Annotated in this window: 13 protein-coding genes; 6 read left to right on the plus strand and 7 right to left on the minus strand. The window is 71.1% G+C overall.

The features are described 5' to 3' along the window. Positions 1 to 25 precede the first annotated feature (25 nt). Positions 26 to 712 (plus strand): penicillin-insensitive murein endopeptidase, encoded by a 687-nt coding sequence (locus tag CAP_RS21870; RefSeq protein WP_044244220.1) that lies wholly within the window; start codon positions 26 to 28, stop codon positions 710 to 712. Here the strand turns inward: CAP_RS21870 and CAP_RS21875 are convergent. Genes CAP_RS21875 through CAP_RS45230 form a run of 4 tightly spaced genes read right to left on the minus strand, consistent with a single transcriptional unit; the run spans position 709 to position 9,433 of the window. Beyond that, positions 709 to 3,645, minus strand: coding sequence for a DUF2169 family type VI secretion system accessory protein (locus CAP_RS21875; RefSeq protein WP_044244223.1), 2,937 nt, complete (start codon positions 3,643 to 3,645; stop codon positions 709 to 711). The genes CAP_RS21870 and CAP_RS21875 overlap by 4 nt on opposite strands. 60 nt (positions 3,646 to 3,705) lie before the next feature. Beyond that, entirely contained in the window at positions 3,706 to 4,362 is a 657-nt protein-coding gene (locus CAP_RS21880; RefSeq protein WP_044244226.1) for a hypothetical protein, read from the minus strand. Then, positions 4,359 to 7,307: a WD40 repeat domain-containing protein gene (locus CAP_RS21885; protein ID WP_044244228.1), complete on the minus strand. Its 2,949-nt coding sequence runs from the start codon at positions 7,305 to 7,307 to the stop codon at positions 4,359 to 4,361. Before CAP_RS21885 ends, CAP_RS21880 begins: the two co-directional genes overlap by 4 nt. Continuing rightward, a complete protein-coding gene (locus CAP_RS45230; protein ID WP_156041028.1) occupies positions 7,304 to 9,433 on the minus strand; it encodes a hypothetical protein in 2,130 nt (709 codons plus the stop codon). The genes CAP_RS21885 and CAP_RS45230 overlap by 4 nt, the downstream gene beginning before the upstream one ends. Positions 9,434 to 9,638: 205 nt before the next feature. Here CAP_RS45230 and CAP_RS21895 point away from each other — a divergent pair, with 205 nt between their 5' ends. From CAP_RS21895 to CAP_RS21905, 4 genes are all read left to right on the plus strand, one after another. Then, positions 9,639 to 11,084, plus strand: coding sequence for an alpha/beta hydrolase family protein (locus tag CAP_RS21895; RefSeq protein WP_197041301.1), 1,446 nt, complete (start codon positions 9,639 to 9,641; stop codon positions 11,082 to 11,084). A gap of 189 nt (positions 11,085 to 11,273) precedes the next feature. Beyond that, on the plus strand, positions 11,274 to 12,068 hold the full coding sequence (locus tag CAP_RS21900) for an SDR family NAD(P)-dependent oxidoreductase (RefSeq protein WP_044244231.1): 795 nt from the start codon (positions 11,274 to 11,276) through the stop codon (positions 12,066 to 12,068). Between the two features lie 7 nt (positions 12,069 to 12,075). Then, positions 12,076 to 12,171, plus strand: a complete 96-nt coding sequence (locus CAP_RS53835) for a diol dehydratase reactivase ATPase-like domain-containing protein (RefSeq protein WP_269324519.1) — start codon at positions 12,076 to 12,078, stop codon at positions 12,169 to 12,171. Between the two features lie 463 nt (positions 12,172 to 12,634). Then, positions 12,635 to 15,283, plus strand: a complete 2,649-nt coding sequence (locus tag CAP_RS21905) for a DNRLRE domain-containing protein (RefSeq protein ID WP_044244234.1) — start codon at positions 12,635 to 12,637, stop codon at positions 15,281 to 15,283. A gap of 205 nt (positions 15,284 to 15,488) precedes the next feature. Here the strand turns inward: CAP_RS21905 and CAP_RS21910 are convergent, their stop codons facing one another. After that, positions 15,489 to 15,854 (minus strand): copper-binding protein, encoded by a 366-nt coding sequence (locus tag CAP_RS21910; RefSeq protein WP_044244237.1) that lies wholly within the window; start codon positions 15,852 to 15,854, stop codon positions 15,489 to 15,491. Between the two features lie 183 nt (positions 15,855 to 16,037). Between CAP_RS21910 and CAP_RS21915 the strand changes: the two genes are divergently transcribed. Next, the gene (locus tag CAP_RS21915; protein ID WP_052375639.1) at positions 16,038 to 17,882 is read left to right on the plus strand and encodes a sigma-54-dependent Fis family transcriptional regulator; all 1,845 of its coding nucleotides are present in this window, start codon (positions 16,038 to 16,040) and stop codon (positions 17,880 to 17,882) included. 31 nt (positions 17,883 to 17,913) lie between these two features. Here the strand turns inward: CAP_RS21915 and CAP_RS21920 are convergent, their stop codons facing one another. Together CAP_RS21920 and CAP_RS21925 are read right to left on the minus strand one after the other, a co-directional pair. After that, positions 17,914 to 18,303, minus strand: coding sequence for a RidA family protein (locus CAP_RS21920; protein WP_231511609.1), 390 nt, complete (start codon positions 18,301 to 18,303; stop codon positions 17,914 to 17,916). A gap of 384 nt (positions 18,304 to 18,687) precedes the next feature. Further along, entirely contained in the window at positions 18,688 to 20,100 is a 1,413-nt protein-coding gene (locus tag CAP_RS21925; RefSeq protein ID WP_044244241.1) for a hypothetical protein, read from the minus strand. Positions 20,101 to 20,313: the final 213 nt, after the last annotated feature.

Genomic DNA, 20,313 nt, shown 5'->3' on the forward strand with positions numbered 1-20,313 from the left:
CGCACGATGTAGAGGAGAACAGGCGATGTATCGTCTCGGTGGCTCGGTCGGGCAAGGCGGACAGAACGCACACGACGACGTGCTGCTCGTCCAGAAGCAGCTCAACAAGAACGCGCACATCGTCGCGGAGATCGGCCTCGTCCCCGAGACCGGCACCCTCGACCCGCTCACCCAGAGCGCGATCGTCGCCTTCCAGCGCTCCATCGTGCGCCTCTCTTCCCCCGACGGCCGCATCGACCCCCGCGGCCGCACCTGGCGCACCCTCCTCGGCGAGGTCCCCCACGCCGCCACCGTGGCCTTCACCCAGCTCTCCGCCGAGAACGCGAACCTCTACCTCTACGTGAACACCGATCGCGTCTGGGGCTCGCCGAACACCATCACCTCCATCCGCACCCTCGCCGAGGCCCTCAAGGACCCCGCCATCGAGATCGGCGTCGGCGACATCAGCTTCGAGCAAGGCGGCCGCATGGCCCCCCACGGCTCCCACCGCCGCGGCCTCGACGTAGACATCCGCCCCCAGCGCGCCGACGCCACCCGCGGCCCCATCACCATCACCGACCCCAACTACAGCCGCGAGCGGACCCGCCGCGTCGTCGAGGAGCTCCAGAAGGACCCCAACCTGGAGCTCATCCTCTTCAACGACCGTGAGATCTCGGGTGTCCGCTTCTACGAGGGCCACCACAACCACCTGCACATCCGCTTCAAGTCTTAACGCACCCCGCGTGGCTCCGCGGCGAGCGTCACCCGCCCGAGCGCCAGCGCCTTCAACGCCGCCGGGTGCTGCTCGTACTGGTCCTCCTGCTGGTACAGCTCCACCAGCAGGCGCGTGCGGAAGCGCTGGAACAGCGGCAGCTTCCGCGCCAGATCCTCCGGCAGGTACACCGGCGCTGGCCTCGCGCCGCCCGACGACGCGCTGAGCAGGTAGCCGCGGATCGCCACCATCCCCAGCACCTGCCGCCGCTGGTAGTGCCGCCCTTCGAGCAGCGCCCGCTCCACCTGCACGTCCAGGTAGTCCGCGCTGAGCCCCCGCCGCGTCCGCTGGAAAGCCTCCCGGATCCTCCCCGTGTGCCCCTCGAAGAGCTGCGGTGGGCAGAGCAGATCCGGCGACGCCAGGAACTCCCGCGCCTCGCGCACCGTCCCCTTGAACCCCTCGTCGGCGCCCGCCAGCGTCGACCCCACCGCGATCGCCGCCTTCAGCATCTCCCGCTCGTCGAACGGGAACGAGAGATCCCCCGCCACGAGCAGCAGCGACGGCACGAACTTCCCGCCCGACCTCACCGCCGCCTGCAGCTCGTCGCCGAGCTGGTCGACGTCCTGCGACGCCCCGTGCGCCAGGATCTCGAAGATGTCGCGCCGGTCCTCCACCTCGACCGGATCCTTCGTCGGCGCCGGATCGTCGAGCGCCTTGTCCGACGCCTCCTGCTCCATCTCGTCGAGGATCGCCCGCCACACCGGCACCCGGCAGATGCGCGCCACGCTCTCCGGCGCGTACCAGATGAGGTGCAGGATCTCGCGCGCGTCCATCCTCGCCGCGGGCCGCACCGCCGCGGCGCCCTGCATGGCCCCCAGCGTCTGCCGTTCCTCGCGCGGCTTGCCCGCCGCGAGCCCCACCGCGCCCGCCGCCGCCGCCGTGCTCGACGCCGCGTACGTCCACCCGTTCGCCTCTGGCCGCACCGCAGGCTGCGGCGTCGCCGCGGCCACCGCAGCTTCTCCGATGGACCGCCCTGGCGGCTGATCTCCCCGCCCGATGCCCGACGCCCACATGCTGTCGGCAGGGGAGGGGACCGGCGCCGGGACCGGGGGCGGCGGCATCGGCGTCCCTGGAGACGAAGGCATCGGCGCCTGCGACGGCGCCTGCACCGAAGGTGGCCTGCTGGGCATCATCGCCGGCATCGAGCCCGGCATCGAGCCCGGCATCGCGCCTGACATCGCGCCTGACATCGAGCTGGGCATGCCCGCTCCCGACCCTGGCATCGCGCTGGGGATCCCCGGCCCCGAGCCTGGCAGCCCCGACGTCGGTGGAGGCTGCGGCGCCGGCTGCAGCGGCATCGTGGGCTGCTGCAGGGGAGACAGCGCCTGCTGCACCGGCGTCAAGGGCAGCGTGGCCTGCTTCAGCGGAGACACGGCCTGCTTCGGCGGCTCTGGCGGCCTGTTCGAGGGCGCCTTCCAGCCGGGGCTCGACGGTGACGAAGGCCGCGGTGGCGGTACTGCGGGCGTCACCGGCGCCTGCCAGATGCCCGACGCACCGGCAGCCGGCGTCGACGCCGGCAAGAAGGGCAGGGCGGCATCCGAGGCGACGCGGCGCTCCTCGTCGCGCCCCGGCGCGTTGCTGGCAGCCGCGAAGGGCAGCGCCGACTTCAGCTCGCGCGAGCGATCGCCCCCCCCGAAAGGCAGCCCCATCGGCTGACGCGCTCCATCCAGCGTCTCCGGGGCCTCATCGTCGTCGTCGACATCGAGATCTGGCACCAGCGTGTGCGCTACCGGCCTCGGCGGCGGCGGCGGCGGCGGCGTCTTCACGCCCACCCCATTCACGCCCATCCCACCCGCACCTCCGCCCCCTGCGCTTCCCGCGCCTCCCGCGCCTCCCGCGTTTCCCCCACCCCCTGCGCTCCCTCCGCCCCCTGCGCCTCCACTCCCTCCCGCGCTCCCCCCCGCGAGCAGCGTGCCCCGCAGGTCCCCGGGCGGCGCGGCCACGCCGTCCAGCAGGAAGGAAACCCGCCCTGGCTCATCGGGGCGCTCCAGCGCGAGCTGCCCGCCCCAGGTCAGCGTGCAGATCTGCCGATCCGTGTCGATCCACAGCGTGTCGAGGTGCAGCGCGAGCGCGTGGTGCCCCCCGCGCCCCTCCAGCACCGCGCGCGGCCGCAGGCCAGGCAGGCTGGTGACCAGGCGCGGCACGTGCGGGTGCAGGTTCTCCAGCACCAGCCGCGCGTCCTCGGTCAGCCCCGTGACCTGCTGATCGCGCGGCGCCACGTTGAAGAACGTGCGGTCCACGTCCTCGGGCAGCGGCCCCACCGCGATTGCGCGCGCCGGCCAGCTCCCCAGGTGCCGCCCGAGCTTCTCGCGGCGCCCTGGCCACCCGGGCGAGATGGGCCCGAACCCCACGGGCGCGATCTCGCTCGCCGCCCCCATGTACCCCGGCGGCTGCAGGTTGGGGAGCTTGATGCGCCCGTACGCATCGCGCCCCTCCGGCCACACCCCCACCGGGTTCGGGCTGTCGGGCCCCCCTGCGGCGCGCTCGTACGCGAGCGACATCCGCGCGAACCGCTGCCCTTCCAGCAACGTCCCGTCCGCCGCGATGGCCCGGTCGAGGAGCACCTCCATCGCCTTGTCGACCTCGCCCACGATGAGCCGCACCATGAGCGACCGCACCGGCTGCCCCTGGGGCGCGAACGCCGACCCCACGAGCACCACGTCCGTGCGCAGCTTGTGCGGCACCAGATCGCTCGGCGTGTAGAGGCTGCGCGTCGGATCGTCGTCCCAGTAGCTGTCGTCCGCGTGGAGGGGCTCCTGGTCTTGCGCGAGCTGCGCCTCACCCGCCTGGAGGACGAACGTCGCTTTGCAGAGGAACGTGAGCGCCCAGGCCGAGGGCCGGGGCTGCCACACGAGCGACGCGGCAGGCAGCGGACACGAGGAGACGACCTCCATGCCGCGAGGGTAGACCGGCCACCCCCGTCACCGCTAGGCCGCTGCCCGGATCGCGGACCTTCAGTGATCCACGACCCTCGCCGTCCCGCGCGCCCCGACCTCCTCCCGCCAGCACGCGACCAGCGTCCTGACCTGCGCCTGCCGCTCCGCCTCCCGCGCCGCCGCCGGATCACCTCCCCGGTGCTCGGCCACCCCCGCGTGGATCTCGATCGCCTTGCGGCACAGGGAGGGCGGCTCCGCGTCGCAGCGCCGGTCACGCACGTAACGCTTCGTCGCCCACGACAGCGCCTCCACCGCCCACCCGTACACGTCTCCCATCTCCGCCGGGTTCCCCGCGCGCAGCCGCGACGCCACGTTCAGCGACCCGAGCAGCATCAGCGCCGAGTCGCGGATCCCCTCGGCGTCCTCACCCGGCGGCGCGGCGCTGACCTTGATGAACGCGAGGCCGTGGCTCAGCCAGTCGCTCTCGTGGGGCTGGAGCTGCCCGTACCCCACGTACGCCTGGAGCAGCCGCTCCGCGCACTGGAACACCCAGTCATGGAACACCAGCCGGGGCACCATCGGCGACCCGTCGACGTTCACCATGACCGCGCTCAGGAGGCGCAGGCCCGGCCGCGCGATCTCCAGCACCCCCGCGCCAGACGCCTGCTCGTCCCCGCACGACCACGCGAGCCCCTCGGGATCCTGGCTCAGCGCCAGCAACAGCGGCACGCTCATTCGCTCTCCACCCCTTCCTCGTCGCCAGCCCCGTCGCTCGCCCCGTCGCTCGCCTCATCGCCTGCCTCGTCGCTCGCCCCGTCGCTCGCCCCGTCGCTCGCCCCGTCGTCCCTTCCGTCGTCCTGCTCGTCGTCGTCCAGCCGCCGCCCGCGCCCGTCGCGGCTCACCGCGGCCTCTTCCTTCCAGTGAGGCCCTGGCCAGTCGCGCATCTCCGTCGCCGTCCGCACCCAGCCACCCCCGTCGGTGGTGCTGCAGAAGCTCGCGCGCCACGCCCCCGTCGCCCCGTCCCAGACCCGGATCTCCCCGGCCCGATCGGCGCTCACCGCCACCCGTCCATCCGCGGACACCGCGAGCGCCGACACCCACGCCATCTCGTGCGCCGGCAGCGTGGCCACGACCCGCGCCGACGCGAGGTCCACGAGCGTCAGCGTCTCTCCGCACGAGAAGAACGCCCGCCCATCCCCCACGTGCGCGGTCGACGCCTCCGCCACCCCCATCACCCCGGGCAGCCAGCGCTCCACCACCCCATGCGTGACGTCCCACCGGCACAGGAGCCCCTCGGTGGTGCTCTCCTCGCCGTGCACCTCCGACCCTGTGAACCACATCCCCACCGACCCATCGGGCAGGAACAGCACCTGATGGATCTGCCGGTCCACGTGCATCGTGGCCAGCCGCCGCGGCCCCTCCACGGCCCAGAGCGCCATCTCCGTCCCCTGACCCGGGCAGCTCGCCACGAGCACCCGATCCCCCGTGGGCGACAGGCACACCCGCCGGTCCGACCCCGGGGCCCCTGGCACCTTCGCCAGCGTCTCCCCGGTGTCCACGTCGAGCACCTCCACCTCGACGCTCATGAACCCGCCCGAGTTCCATGCCCTCCGCCCGTCGGCGCTCAGGCCCTCCGCGTGCATCTCCCGCCGCGCGCACACGTCGTGGTCCACCGTCGACGTCGCCGGCGCAGCCCACCGCAGCACGTGGTGACCGCACACCGCCACGAGCGACCCCGGGAACGCCAGCGCCTGCACCTGCCCCAGCTCCCCCGGCTCGAACAGCGTCCTCTCCGGTTGCAGCGACGTCCCGTCCAGCATCGACAACCGCTCCGGCACCGCCCCCAGCCGCCAGAGGTGGATCCTCCCCTCGTGGTCCCCCACTGCCAGCAGCTCCCCCGTGGGATCCAGCGCGAGTGCCGCCACCATGAACCCCGACCCCGAGGGCAGCGCGCGCCGCAGCCGCCCGTCCTCCAGGTCCCGCTCCGCCACCCACCGCGCCGCCCCGCTCGTGTAGATCACCGGCGCGCCCGGGGCTGCCACCAGCGCCTGGATCGGATCGTGGAACCGGCGGGTCCACCCCTCCGCCCGCGCCTCGAGCGGCAGGAGCCCCAGCTCGTTCCGGCTCGCCCACAGCATGCCCCCCTCGACCGACACGGCTCGCTCGAACTCCTCCCGCGTCGCCGTCGGCTCGTTGCGCAGCGGAAAGCTGCGCAGCGTCGAGCCCCGCCCATCGCCCGTCAGCAGCGCCTGACCACCCTCGTGGAAGACCACCTGCCGCAGCGCGGGCAGGCGCCCTTGCACCTGGCCATCGATCCCCATCACCAGCGCCTCCATCTCCCGCGGCGCCACCACCGCCACCTCCCCGCCCGGGTGGAGATCCGCGTCGGCGAGGTCCGCCGGCCATGACCGCCCCTCCACCGTCCACGGACCGAACGACGCGAGGACGCGCCCCTCCCCATCGAACACCACCGCGCGCTCGTGCCCCCGCGCCAGCACCCGCTTCCCGCGCAGCGAGAGCCCGTGCACGTCCCTCAGCTCCGGCGCGGACCACACGGTGCGCCGGCGCATCAGCACCGGATCCCACCCGTCCACCCCGTCCGACGTCCCCACGAGCAGCCGCCCCTCCGGCGTGAAGGCCAGCCCCGAGATCATCCTGCCCGTGTCCACCTGCGCCCGCAGCGTCCCTTCCCGCGCGTCCCAGAGCAGCAGCTCCCCGCTCCGCGTTCCCCCCGCGAGACACCGCCCTCCATCCCCCAGCGCGAGCGCGATCACGTCGCTCGACGCCCCCCGCTTCGGCACTGGCGCGCTGTGCGCCTCCACATCGACCAGGAACAGCGCCTGGTTCCCCCGCATCAGCACCTTTCGCCCGTCGGGCGACACCACCCCTGTCCCTTGCAGCGAGCGGCCCTCCACGCGCAGCGCCCGCCGTGGCGTCCCTTCCTCGTCAAGGAGCACCGGCCCCACGAGGAGCCCCGTCGCCACGAACGACGCCACCCCGCGCTCAGGCAGCCTCCGCGCCCGCTCCCCGAACATCCCCAGCCAGGCCTGGTGCTGATCGCTCACCAGGTAGCGCCGCCCATCCCGCGACAGCGCGGCAGAGGTCACGAACGCCGCCTCCGCGGACCCGGCAGGCCACGCCTCCCGCTGGAGCTCTTCCCCCCGTTCCCAGTCCACCAGCACGAGCCCCGCGGGCGACACCACGAGCGCCAGCGACCCTTGCACGTGGAGCGCGTCCCCCTCCAGCGCCATCGTGCGGATCGGCGCCAGGGTCTTCCCGTCCAGCACCTCCAGCCCCCGCGTCCCTTCCGCCTGCGCCCCTGCCGCGGCGAGCGCCCGCGGAGCCGCGGCAAGCGCCCGTGAAAGCCGCAGGAGCACCCCTCCACCGGCTGCTGCGAGGATCCCCCGCCCGGCCCTCTCCGCGATCTCCCGCCCCCGCGCGTCGACGACCACCGTGCGCCCGCGCGCGTCCTCCGTGAACGCGAGCCCCCCCTCGGTCCACGCCATGGACGTGGGGCGCTGAGGCTGCACCTCCAGCACCCGATGATGCCCATCCTTGGGCGTGACCACCCCCGCGCCTTCCTCCGAGAGCGCCGCGAAAGCCTCACCATCCGGCCGGAAGGCCAGCAACCTCTGGTGCCCGCCCGGCGGGAGCGCAAACGTCCGGTAACCCAGGCTCATGTCCCCTCTCCGTTGCCGTGCGCGGCGTCACCCCCGGCGTCGCGCGCGGCGTCCCATGGCTCTGCGTGATGCACATCGAGCCGCAGCGCCTCCGCGCGCCCACACTCCGCCTGCACCGCCACGAGCGCTGCCATCTCTGCGCCCGTCGTTTCCGCGAGCGCTTCCAGGGATGCCTTCGCCACCCCCTCCACGCTGCCGAAGCGGTGGAGCAGCTTCGCGCGCTGGAGCGGACTCAGACGCTCCTCGGGATCCACCCGGAACAGCTTGGCGAGCGGCCCGAGAACGAACGACCGCTCGTGCCGCGGCCGATCGCTCCACGACAGGCAGTGCAGGTGATCCGGACCCACCGCCCACAGCGTCCCGCCATCTCGCGAGAACGCCGCGTGGTGGCAGGGCACCCCGAGCCGCGCCACCCGCCGCCCATCCTCCCGCAGCGACCGCTCCACGAACCCCCGGAACCCCCGCCCATCCAGCACGAACGCGAGCGGCCGCCCATCCCGCACCGTGTGCTCTCCCCCCGCCCTCAGCGTGAACGTCACCCCATCCAGCACGAACGTCGAGACCCCCAGCGAAGGCAGGCTCTTGCCATCGATCAGCAGCGGCAACCTCGCCCCGTCCTCGTCCTGCTCCTCCCGCTCCTCCCGCCCCTCGCGGCCGTCACCCTTGCTGCTGCCGTCGTCGTCGTCGTCGTCGCCGTCGTCCTCACCGATGACGTCGTCGTTCGAGCTGTCGTCGTCGTCCTCGTCGTCGTCGTTCGAGCTGTCGTCGTCGTCGTCGTTCGAGCTGTCGTCGTCGTCCTCGTCGTCGCCGCTGCCGTCGTCGTCGCCGCTGCCGTCGTCGTCCTCGCCGCCCTCCTCCGCCTCTTCACCGAAGACCTCCCCGGTGGTGACGCGGATCCCGTCTTCCAGACGCACGATCCCGCTGCCATCGTCGGGGCGCCAGCCGTACCGACCGTCGGGCGACAGCACGATGTACGGAAAGCCCTCGTCCTCGCTGCCGACGGGCAGGGTATCGGCTGCCTGCCGCAGCGGACCTCCGAACCACACCTCCGGATCCAGCGACCCCGACAGCCACGTCCCGGTGGTCACCTCCAGCGCGCAGAACCCGTCCACGCACTGCACGAGCGCGCACTTCCCGGCCGCATGCTCCACCGACCCGCTGTACCGCCAGTGCCCTCGCACCTGCCCCGCCGCGTCGACCCACACCAGCAGCGCCGGGTATCCCAGCAGCACCCCGTCATCGAGCGCCCACAGCCGCTCCAGCGTGGTGAATGCCTCGGGCGATGGCGGGATCTCCTCCCACTCCCGCGGCGGTGGCGGCGCTCCGATCAGCGCGAACGAGGGACGCGGCAGCTCCGGTGCACTCACCATCCCGCCCCCCGCGACGACGAGCAGGTGCAGCGCCCGCTGGAGCCGCTCTCGCGCGAGCGCATCGTGGGAGGCGTCCCCCACCTCCAGGAGGTTCTTGCTCTCCGCGGCCACCTCCAGCATCCACGCGAGCCGCTGGGTGAGGGGAGCGTCCACCTCGTGGTTCCCCTCCAGCACGCACCGCGGCCGCTCGACGAGCGGCGGCACGGGCACCACCTCCACCAGCGCCTCTGCAGGGTCGCCGATCCCCCGCTCCCGCACGGCCTGCATCAGCGCCTTGGCCCCGGTGTGGCGCAGGTAGTGCGCCGCCTCCCAGGGCTCGTCGAGGAAGCTCTCCGGCATCTGCACCCCCAGCGCCTCCGCGCGCTCCGTCGCCCGGGCTCTCTCCTCTGCGTCCTCTTCCCGGTACCAGGGCCACAGCCGGAGCATCCCCGCCGCGTCCACGAAGAGCTCTCCTTCGAGCAGCGCCGTCGTCGCCGCCGCGCCCCACCCGAGCGCCGTCCCCCAGGCCAGCGTCGCCGTGGGATGCAGCACGGGCTCCGGCAGGCGGAGGTGCTGCCACGCCTCGGGCGACACCGGAGGCCACCTGCCGTGCAGCTCCTCCATGTCCGTCGTGGAGACGGGGGTCTCGCCGTCCTCGCCGAGCAACGCCCGCCGGGCGCGCTGCAGCTCTTCCCGGAAGCAGTCGGGCCTGGGGCGGTAAAATGCGCGGCACAGCGCAGCGCGCGCCGATTCCGGGCGTAGATCCGGCGACTCCATACCATGCGCCTACCCGTGGCCCGGGAGGGCGGCAAGGCGAAGCGCATCGCCTCCCGTGGGATCTGGCGCAACATATCTTTCGCGCCCCAACGACCGCGAAGTAACCGGACCTCGTCGACGAGCCTCCCTCATCCGAGGAGGACCACGACGACTGTTACGCTTCCGCCACAGATCCGTCAGAAGAGCCTAAAGTCAGAGAACCCGAATGAAGAACGACGATGGCGCAACTCCGACACGAACGTCGCGGCTTCGCGCGGCAGCGAGTGCCTTCGTGTGGATCGCGGCGTTGCTTTGGGGCGTCGCCGCCGCGTGCTTTCGCCCGCCTCCTCTGGTGGTCCTCCTGGCCATCCCGACGATCGGCGCTGCGCTTTGGTGGAGTTCTCGGCGTCGAGCGGCAGGAGCCCCGATAGCGGTCATGATCACGCTCGGTGCGCTCGCCATCCTTCGCCCGCATCGCACAGGCGAGGGCTTCGGGCGTCTGTTCGTGGACCAGACCTACCATCATCAGGCGCTTCGCGCGCTGAATCACATCGCGGCCCAGGGGGCGGACGTCTCCGAAGTGCTGGAGACGACGGCGCTGGTTCGAGCGGGTGATGCGCAGGGTTGGTACACCGCGTGGACGGCCCTCGGCGATCGCAACCTCGCCCGCGCGCAGGCCACGAAGGATCCGCAGAGTCGTGGTCAGGCGCTCTTGCGCGCGCATACGTATTACTTGAGGGCTGAGTTCTTCTTGCCTCCTCAGGATCCCAGGCGACCCGACTCGTTCGCGCGGAACACGAAGGCGTTTTACGAAGGCCTCGACACGCTCGGGATCCCGTACGAGAAATTCCCGATCCCCTTCGGCGCGCACCATCTGAACGCCGTTTATTACCCGGCCGTCGCGTCTGCCCATCGTCCGCTCGTCGTGTTCTGCGGCGGTTACGACTCGACGATGGAGGAACTCTATTTTTTCCTCGCCGCGGCGGCGCGCGCGCGTGGATACGCAGTGCTCACGTTCGAAGGTCCGGGGCAGGGCTCCGTGCTGCGGGAGCAAGGGCTCCCCTTCACCCATGAGTGGGAGAAGCCGACGTCGGCGGTGCTGGACACCTTCCTCGACACGCACGCGCGGCCCGACAAGATCGTCCTCGTAGGGCTCAGCCTGGGTGGCTACCTCGCTCCGCGGGCCGCCGCGTTCGACGATCGTTTCGATGGGGTTGTCTCGTACGATGCCTTCTTCGACGTAGGCGCGGTTGCGAGAAAAGATGCCGCGATCGCCTACACTCTCCGCAGTGTCGGACTCGAGAGCTGGGTCGAAGGGCTGGCGGCTCTCAAGTCGGCTGTCGATCCGGGGTTCGGGTGGTCGCTCGCGAATGGGCGCTGGACGCTCGGCAAGTCGAAACCCTTGGACGTCGCCGATACGCTCGCCCAGTACACCCTTGAGAACGTAGCCGTGCGCATCCGGCAGGACGTCCTCATGTTCGCCGGCGTCGACGATCAGTTCATCCCTCTCGAGCAACTCGAGCAATACAAGGGAGCGCTCGTGAACGCGCGGAGCGTTACGGCGAAGGTGTACGACCGCACTTCAGGCGGCGCCGAGCATTCGCAGCTCGGTGCATCCACCCTGTGGCAGGCGGACTTCTTCGACTGGATGGAAGAGAAGTTCGGTCGCTGAACCGACGAGGAGCATCACGCTCGCCCAGCCGTCCTCCGCCCAGCCGTCCTCCGCCCAGCCGTCCTCCGCCCAGCCGTCCTCCGCCCAGCCGTCCTCCGCCCAGCCGTCCTCCGCGCGCGAGCCCTCCAGCACGCCCCGGCTTGCCACCCGCGCCGCGCTGGTCGACGTTCCGGCCCGGAGGAACCACCCATGGATCTCGGACTGCAAGGAAAGCGCGCGCTCGTCACCGGATCGACTGCCGGCATCGGCTTCGCCATCGCCAGACGCCTCGCCGCGGAGGGCGCCCACGTCTGGCTCTCCGGCAGGACCCAGGCCCGCGTCGACGCGGCCATCGCCTCCATCCGGGCCGAGCACCCCGAGGCGCGCCTCGACGGCATTGCCGCCGACGTCGGCGCCCGCGAGGGCATCGAGGCCATGCTCCGCGCCGCCCCCGACCTCGACATCCTCGTCAACAACGCCGCCGTCTTCAACCCGCTCCCCTTCGAGGAGACCAGCGACGAAGAGTGGCTCCGGCACCTCGAAGTCAACCTGATGAGCGGCGTGCGCCTCTCCCGCCATCACTTCCCCCGCATGCTCGCCGCGGGCGAGGGCCGCATCATCTTCATCTCCAGCGAGTCTGCCGTGCAGATCCCCGCGGAGATGATCCATTACGGCGTCACCAAGACCGCCCAGGCCGCCCTGGCCCGCGGCCTCGCCGAGCGCACCGTGGGCACCCGCGTCACCGTGAACACCGTGCTCCCCGGCCCCACCCGCTCCGAGGGCGTCGAGACCTTCCTCGACTCCCTCGCCCAGCAGCAGGGCGTCGACACCGCCGCCGTCGAGCGCGACTTCTTCAACACCGCCCGCCCCTCCTCGCTCCTGCGCCGCTTCGAGACGCCCGACGAGATCGCCGACATCGTGGCCTTCGTCGCCAGCGCCCGCGCCGCCGTCATCAATGGCGCCGCCGTCCGCGCCGACGGCGGCGTCATTCGTAGCGTATTCTGAGGCCGACATGGCCCTCCGCGGCGCCCTCACCACCCCGGGCACCGCGCGCCCCCTGGCCATCCTCGACCTCGGCGGCGGCTCCGTCGCCGCCTTCCACGCCTGACCCTCCGCAGCCGCCCGTCTCGGACCGCCACACGCCGGATCTCTTCCGTCGCCGCCCTGTCGCGCGCCGCATCGCCGCGTGACGCACCACCGCGTGGCGCACACGCCTTGTGCAGACCACACGGCCCGTGATACCAAGAAGGATTTTGCCCGCTCACCATTGCGCGCTCCTCGCCCGCGGACGACGCCGTGCTTGTGGAGAGCGGTGGCGCGGTGGTATCTTGGACTGTTTTGCCATTGCACCATTTCGAGATGAAATGGTTTCGATGTCTGCTGGTGCCTGACCATCGTTGTGTTTTGCGAACCAGGCGTGATAGCAACACCTACATCAATCCAATCGTCGGCAATGGCCGACCCCGCTATCGCCCGACCATCGAGGGTCGGGCAGACGATGGCCTGGCCTGCAGCGGGCGGCCCGGGCACTTTTATGCTTTTTTGATCGGTCTTCCGGAAGGAATGCTTCGATGATCCTCAGAAACACCACGATGGCATTGCTGGTCTCCGCCGTCGGCCTATTCACCGCGTGTACGGACAATGGCGACGAGACGGAGGCCGCGGGCTCGCTCGCCGACGAGGAGCTGGGCGAGGTCGGCCAGCGCCTCACGGGCCCCCAGATCGATGCGGTCGCCCAGAAGGGCGTCACCTGGACCGTCGCCGACACCGTGAGCTGGGTGCAGGCCAACGGCTGCGCTGCCTGCCACCGCGCCGGCGCTCCCCTCTATGGCGCCTCCCTCGCCGCGCACACCGGCTACGACGTCAACACCAGCGCTGCCAATGGCACGGGCTGGCTCGCCCAGTACGTCGCGGTCAGCGAGCAGCAGCCGGATGGCCGCTGGACCCACGGCGGCATCTACGACTTCTCCAAGTCCGGCTACAACATCTTCGGCCTCGCCGGGTACACCAAGTACACCAGCACCGCCTACCTCTCCGACCTCCGCCAGGGCGTCGACTGGGGCATCTCCGCGAGCAACCCCTACACCTTCACCTTCGGCAACGACGGCCTCGCGCACGCCAACACCAGCAGCAAGTACTTCCCCCAGGACCACAACTCCTTCCCGACGGACTCGAACTGGATCATCCCGACGGCGCAGTTCGCCATCGCGGCGCACACCCTCGTGGAGGTCGACTCGGCCCTCACCCCGGCCCAGAAGACCACCTACCAGAACTTCGCCAGCTCGCTCGCGAACTCCCTCGAAGCGCAGTATGTCCGCTCCGGCAATAGCTGGACCACCCTCGACATCGCCTACGCCGCCATCGGCGCCGCCTCCACGGGCCGCACCCCCGTGACCGACCCGGTGCTCGCCCAGATGCGTGACGTCCTCATCGCCCGCCACAACCCTGGCCAGGGCTGGAGCGACGCCGCGCTCGGCGGTCAGAACGTGCTCAGCACCGCCGAGGCCCTCTACGGCCTCTGCCTGATGGGCGTCCGCTCCGACGAGAGCCAGGAGGTCTTCGACGGCATCGACTGGCTCGCCCAGCAGCAGTGCGCCCCCGCCAACAACTACTGCGGCACCGGCAACAACCACCTCGACGGGGGCTGGAACCTGCCCGGCTACGCGGCCGACGTCCCCTCCATCTACAGCTCCATCGCCATGGCCTGCTACGGCACGCTCAACGTCGAGGTGTCGATCAGCCCCCCGAGCGGCATCGTCCAGCCGATCCAGCCCATCGCGCAGACCAGCACCTTCACCATCGACGTCACCAACACCGGCTACGCCGCCAACAACTACACCATCACCCTCGGCGGCACCTGGGCCGGCATCACCAGCCTCACCCAGACGAACAGCGCCTTCTCGCTCAACCCGAACGAGTCGGCCGCCTCGCAGGTGAGCGTGACCTTCGCGCCCAACCAGCCCGGGAGCGTGGTCATCCCGATCACGGCCACCATCGCGTACGCCACCAGCAGCGGCCCTGCGCAGCGGACCGTCACCTACAACGTCAACATCCCCGAGCAGCCGACCATCAACGCCACGCCCACCCAGACCATCATCGTCTCGGGCAACGGCGCCGTGGTCAGCCCTGGCACCCACGCCAACCTCGCGGCCCGCGTGCAGCGCCAGAACGGCCAGCCGGTCACCGACGGCACCGTGACCTTCTACGGCGGCAGCGCGGCCATCGCCACGGTCCAGGCCAACGCGCAGGGCATCTTCGTCTACGACTGGCTCGTCCCCGCCAACGCGCCCCAGGGCTTCCAGTCCTTCTCGGCGAAGTTCGGCGGCTACGCCACCAACGACTTCTCCGTGAACCTCGCCGAGTCGTCCGCGACCGGCAGCTTCACCGTCGGCAACGGCCAGGGCTCCGTCTGCACCTTCGACGTCGACTGCCTGAGCGGCTTCTGCGTCGACGGCGTGTGCTGCAACAGCGCCTGCGGCGGCAACAACGCGAACGACTGCCAGGTCTGTAGCCAGGCCGCCGGCGCCGCCACGAACGGCGTCTGCTCCGTGCGCGCCGCGGGCTCCGTCTGCCGCCCCTCCCTCGACGGCTGCGACGTCGAGGAGGTCTGCAACGGCAGCGCCACCTCCTGCCCCGCCGACGTGGTGCTCCCCCCCGCGCAGTGCGCCTCCGGCTGCGTCACGGTGCAGGACGGCCTCGCCGCTCCCCACAACATCGTCGCCGACAGCTACATCGCCCCCGGCACCCCGAACGACACCAGCGCGGTGAACTACCCCGAGCTGCTCACCGGCAACCGCCCCACCCTCGGTGACACCCGCGCCATCCTCAAGTTCGACCTGAGCTTCATCGGCCACACGAGGACGATCGTCTCCAGCAACCTCACCCTGTTCCAGAAGTACTCCGCCACTCCCAACGCGTCGGTCTCCGTGCGCCAGCTCCTCGCCCCCTGGACCGAGCCCACCGGCGTGTACAACACCATCGGCGCCGCGGGCCTCGGCGGCACGAACCTCGGCACCCTCACGAACCTCGCCGTGGGCCTGTCGAGCGGCTCCCGCTCCGTGAACCTCGCCTCCATCGTGCAGCAGTGGGTCAGCGGCGACGCGGCGAACAACGGCGTCTACCTCGACAGCGCCGCGACCCGCCTGCTCTACAGCTCCTCCGAGGACGCGACCCAGGCCCGGCGCCCCAAGCTCGAAGTCTGCTACTACCCCTTCCCCTGAGTCTTTTGAGTCTCTACGAGGGGACTCGCGTCCCCTCGCCCCGTCGGGAGTGAATCCCGACGGGGCCCCACTCCCCGCGTACCGCTCTCGCCAGCCGCCACGCAGTACCTCTGGGCAGGACGCCTCGCCACGGGTGACGGGGCGCTGTCGCTGGCGTCCTCGCTGCGGCCTCCCCCCTCTGCGGCCTCCCCCCTCCGCTACTTGGCTACCTGGCCGCCTCGATGGCCTCGATCACCAGCCGCCGGTCCGTCGACTCCACGAACGTGAAGGTGACCGTCTCCCCCGCCTTCACCCCTTCGAGCAGCGCGGGCCGCGCCACCTCGAAGTCCATGGTCATCGCCTTCATGTAACCGGGGATGTCCTCGTGGGCGATGGTCGCGTAGGCCGGCGAGGCGTGCACCGCCTTCACCACCCCCCGCACCGTGCGCCGCTCTGCCGTCGGTGAGATGGTCGGCGCTGCCGGCTGGCTGCTCTCCGAAGAACGACCGCACCCCACCGCGGCGGAGAGGGAAGCGAGGGAAGCGAGGGACTGGAGGGACGCCACCAGGAACACCAGAGAGACCACGCGCATCCCCGGAGCGTAGCGGCGCCGGCCGGAAGCGGGAGTGCGGCATGTTCGCGCACCAGCCCGTGGCCGCCACGGTCGAGCCCGGCACGGTCACCTGCCGCGCTGCGCCGTCCAAGGCATGTCCGCGCACGCTGCGTGTTGTACCCTGCGGACGGCAAGGCCGTTCGACCGCACGGAAGCACCTTCATGCCTTACTTGATCGTCCGAGAGCCAGGCCAGGTGGCCGTCTCCCTCCTCCTCCGGGAGGGGTTCTGCGTCGGCCGCCTGGCTCCGAGTGATCTCCTGCTCCCGTACCAGCAGGTCTCGCGCCAGCATGCGTGCTTCGAGCACGACGACGAGGGCGGCTGGGTCGTGCGCGATCTCGGCTCCGCCAACGGCCTGTTCTTCAACGGCATCCGCGCCGACATCGGGCAGCTCAAGGACGGCGACGTCATCCAGATCGGACCGGTGAAGCTCACCTTCACCGAGAGCGAAGGGGCCGAGATCGCCCACGCCCAGCCCCTGCCCACCCCGGATACCCTCGAACCTCCCGGCGCGGACCGGCGCCTCCGGATGCTCTTCGAGGTGACGCGCGCCATCGGCGCCCTCTCCGACCCCGACGAGTTGCTCGGCCGCATGCTCGACGCCATGCTCGATCTGCTCGGCTGCGAGCGCGCCCTGGCGGCGCTGCGCGAGGGCGGTGACGAGGAGCCGCTGCGCCAGGTGCTGCGCACCCGCGAGGGCCGTGCGCCCCAGGGCGAGGTGGTGGTCAGCCGGGCCATCCTTCAGGCCCTCCTCGTGCGCCGCGAGGTGGTGATCATCCGCGACGCCCGCGAGCGCGGCGCCCCGCACACCCTGGTCACCCAGGGCATCCTCTCGGCCATGGGCGCGCCGCTCGAAGCGGGTGGCCACCTCTTCGGCTTCCTCTACGTGGACCACTGCAGCCAGGCCTCCCACTTCGCCCAGGAGGACCTCGACTTCCTCGGCGCCCTCGCGCGCCTCACCGCGGCGGCCCTCCACAGCGCCCAGCAGCACCAGCGCGCCCTCTCCGCCGCCGAGGCCGCGGGCTCCTCGCCCGACAGCCCTCGCGTCGAGCTTCTGGGCGACAGCCCGCCCATGCTCCGGCTCAAGGCCCAGATCCGCAAGTTCGGCGCCTCGGGCAGCACCAACATGCTCATCCGCGGCGAGAGCGGCACCGGCAAGGAGCGCGTCGCCCGCGCGATGCACGCCGCCTCCCCCCGGGCGCAGCGCCCGTTCGTGTCCCTCAACTGCGCCGTCATGCCCGAGACCACCATCGAGGGCGAGCTGTTCGGCTACGTGCAGGGCGCCTTCCCCGGCGCCACCCACGACAAGCGCGGCCGCTTCGCGCTCGCCCACCGGGGCAGCCTCTTCCTCGACGAGATCGGCGATCTGAGCCTTGCAGCCCAGGCCAAGGTGCTGCGGGTGCTGCAGGAGGGCGAGGTCCTGCCCCTCGGCGCCGGCGTGCCCCAGCGCGTCGACGTGCGGGTCTTCGCCGCCACCCAGAGAGACCTGCGCCGCGAGGTCGCCGAGGGCCGGTTCCGCGAGGACCTCTTCTTCCGCCTCAACGTGGGCGACGTGGAGGTGCCGCCGCTCCGCGAGCGCGTCGAGGACATCGCGCACCTCGCCCAGGTCTTCCTCGCCCCCGCCGCCCTGAACCTCGGCAAGCGGCTCGACGGCTTCGCGCCGCAGGCCCTCCAGGCCCTCCAGGCCTACGCCTGGCCCGGCAACGTGCGCGAGCTGCGCAACGAGATCGAGCGCGCCGCCATCCAGGCCGAGGGCCTGCTGGTGGAGCTCGACGACCTGAGCCCCGCCGTCTCCCGGGCCGTGCTCTCCCCGTCGTTCCTGACCGTGCCGGGCATGTCCTTCGCTGCGCGGTTCGCCACCCTCGAACCCATGGAGCGCGCCCTGTGCGAGGACGCCCTCGCCGCCGCCCGCGGCAACGTCGCCGAAGCGGCGCGCCTGCTCGGCATCACCCGCATCATGCTGGTCCGCCGCATCGAGCGCTTCGGCCTCCGCTCCCGCGAGCCGTAGGACGGCGCGCCCTGAGCCAGGGGCTCACCGCCTACCCGGCGCCTCCGGGAGCGCCAGGCAGCACGAAGGCCACGGCGTCGACCTCGTAGAGCACGCCCTCGATGACGAGCCGCGACACCTCCACGGCGGTGCTCGCGGGCGGCGCGGTCGGGTCGAGGAACCTGTCGCGGATGGAGCGCACCTCGGCGAGCTGCGCGTCGACGTCGGTGAGGTAGTGGGTGAGCTTGACGATGTGGGCCAGGTTCGAGCCCGCCGCCTCCAGCGCCGCCGCGAGGTTGGTGAAGGCGCGCGTCACCTGCGCGGCGAACCCGCCAGGTTCCAGGGTGCCGTCGGGGCGCATCCCGATCTGGCCCGAGACGTACACCAGCGCGGCGCCAGGGGGGACGACGACCACCTGCGAGTAGCCCTTCGCCGGCGGCATCGTGGGAGGGTTGAGGGTCCTGAGCGAAACACGTGGGGTCATGCGCCCGATCTTGGCATGAACATGTCCAGGTGGAAGCCGAGGTGACGTAGCGTCATCAACGAAACCACACTGCGTTCTTGCGAGTATCCAGAGAGCAGGATGCGCCAGATGATGGAGAGTGAGCACATCTCGGACTCAGACGTGCAGAACCCCGAAGTTAGCGCGCGCCTGTTCGATGATATGCCCGAAGAAACCAAAGAACCGATGATCCCTCGGCTCAAGCAGTGGCTCCCCTCGACGTCCCCGGCTCTGCGTCCACCCCAGGCCGCAACGCGGCCCTCCAAGCGCTCGCCTCGCCACAGAGGCAAGCGCTGAGCTGCGTTCAGCAGCGCCCGGTCTTGCTCACTGCGGGGCGGGGGTGCCGAAGTGGAGCGTCACGCCTGGACCGAAGGCGAAGGACCCTGAGAGGGTGACCGAGCCATCGCTCGCGATGGTGCCCGTGATCGCGTCGGTGTTCGTGGTCTGGATGTCCACGGGTACGGTGCTGCTGGTGCTGCCCGTCGTGGCCACGGTGATGGCGCCGTCCACGTCCAGGAACAAGGTGTGGTCGCGCAGGACGAAGGCGCCGCTGTCGACCGAGTACTCGCCCGTCGTGGACTGGGGGACGTCGAGGCTCAGAGCGCTCGTGGAGAACGAGGTGTTGCCAGTGCTCGATGCCCAGACCCCGCTCACTGACGCATCGAGATCCAGCGACAGCCCTTCGAGCGCCATGGCGCAGTGGGTCGATCCCGGCGCGCAGTCGTAGGTCGAGTAGCTGATCTGCCCGCTGAACGTGGTGGTGACGTAGGTCGTGCCCATGTCGAGGGTCGCGACCAGCGTCAGCGGCTGGGTGACCGGACCCAGGAGCTGCGGGACCACCGGGCCCGCCGAGCACAGCGAGCCAGCCACGAAGCTGTCGCAGTTGTCGTGGAGGATCCGCGCGGCCTCCGGATCGATCGGGTTCTCTGCGTCGAGCTCCAGTGCGGCGACGTGCTCCGAGCACATCGTCTGGCAGATCTGGTCGTCGCTCAGGCCGAGACCTTCGTACAGGATGTTGTACACCTTGTAGCCACAGTTCGTGTCGGACAGCACGTAAGACGGCGTGTAGTGCCACGCATCGAGTTCCCATGTCTCCAGCCAGTAGGAGATCAGGTACTCGTTGAAGTCGAAGGAGGCGCCGTGCGGGTCCGTGGGCTCTGCCGTCCCGTGGCAGAAAACGTGGGGTAGGTCCTGCTCGGGGGGGATGCTCGGAGGCTCCGCCTCTGGATCGACGCCCTCCATCGCGGGGCACATGTCCTCCGGCGCGTAGGTATAGGAGATGTTCGTGCTGTTCGGGAGCGTGCAGAGGATCGGGTCGTCGGTCTCGGGCCACAGAGCGGCGACCGCCGCGGAGTTCTGGCAGAGGAATGTCGTCTCCTCGATCGTGTAGCCATTCTGTTCACCGGCCTTCATGCACTCCGAGAGGCAGAAGTCGTCGGCCCCTTGCTGCGTCTCGCCGCACAGCGTGCGGTACCCCGGTTCCTGGCTGATGACGTCGTAGTTGCAGAACCGGAGCGGTTCGGGATCGGGGACGCTCCTCGTCGGCTCAGGGAGGGGCGCGGTGCACCAGTAGACGACGCCGCACTCCTGACCGGGTGGGCAGGGCGGCTGCGGGTTACCGGGCGTGGACCCGCCGTCGCTGCTTCCGGGCGACTCTGGAGGGGTGCAGCCAGTGACGAGGGCGAGGCCCATCGAGAGAACGGCGAACGGGAGAGCACTGAGTCGCGTGGAGCGCATGCTGGGCCTCTTCAGGTGGAATGGATGGCGTCGCCCCGCTTCACCCGACGGCGCTCCTTGCACGGGAGCCACCTGGCGGAGGTGAACGGAGGGACGACGAGGGTTCGGTGCGGGTCATGGCAACCCGCGTGCCGCGCTCTCCAGCAGGCACGTCGACAGCGCTCGCGGTACTTTTACGTGCCGCGCCTCGTGGTCTCGCCACCCCTGACACGG

The sequence above is a fragment of the Chondromyces apiculatus DSM 436 genome (assembly GCF_000601485.1).
GTDB classification, from domain to species: domain Bacteria; phylum Myxococcota_A; class Polyangia; order Polyangiales; family Polyangiaceae; genus Chondromyces; species Chondromyces apiculatus.

Coding starts and splice junctions, on each gene's coding strand:
- CAP_RS21870 (WP_044244220.1), top strand. CDS start 26: ATGTATCGTCTCGGTGGCTCGGTCGGGCAAGGCGGACAGAACGCACAC.
- CAP_RS21875 (WP_044244223.1), bottom strand. CDS start 3,645: ATGGAGGTCGTCTCCTCGTGTCCGCTGCCTGCCGCGTCGCTCGTGTGG.
- CAP_RS21880 (WP_044244226.1), bottom strand. CDS start 4,362: ATGAGCGTGCCGCTGTTGCTGGCGCTGAGCCAGGATCCCGAGGGGCTC.
- CAP_RS21885 (WP_044244228.1), bottom strand. CDS start 7,307: ATGAGCCTGGGTTACCGGACGTTTGCGCTCCCGCCGGGCGGGCACCAG.
- CAP_RS45230 (WP_156041028.1), bottom strand. CDS start 9,433: ATGGAGTCGCCGGATCTACGCCCGGAATCGGCGCGCGCTGCGCTGTGC.
- CAP_RS21895 (WP_197041301.1), top strand. CDS start 9,639: ATGAAGAACGACGATGGCGCAACTCCGACACGAACGTCGCGGCTTCGC.
- CAP_RS21900 (WP_044244231.1), top strand. CDS start 11,274: ATGGATCTCGGACTGCAAGGAAAGCGCGCGCTCGTCACCGGATCGACT.
- CAP_RS53835 (WP_269324519.1), top strand. CDS start 12,076: ATGGCCCTCCGCGGCGCCCTCACCACCCCGGGCACCGCGCGCCCCCTG.
- CAP_RS21905 (WP_044244234.1), top strand. CDS start 12,635: ATGATCCTCAGAAACACCACGATGGCATTGCTGGTCTCCGCCGTCGGC.
- CAP_RS21910 (WP_044244237.1), bottom strand. CDS start 15,854: ATGCGCGTGGTCTCTCTGGTGTTCCTGGTGGCGTCCCTCCAGTCCCTC.
- CAP_RS21915 (WP_052375639.1), top strand. CDS start 16,038: ATGCCTTACTTGATCGTCCGAGAGCCAGGCCAGGTGGCCGTCTCCCTC.
- CAP_RS21920 (WP_231511609.1), bottom strand. CDS start 18,303: ATGCCGCCGGCGAAGGGCTACTCGCAGGTGGTCGTCGTCCCCCCTGGC.
- CAP_RS21925 (WP_044244241.1), bottom strand. CDS start 20,100: ATGCGCTCCACGCGACTCAGTGCTCTCCCGTTCGCCGTTCTCTCGATG.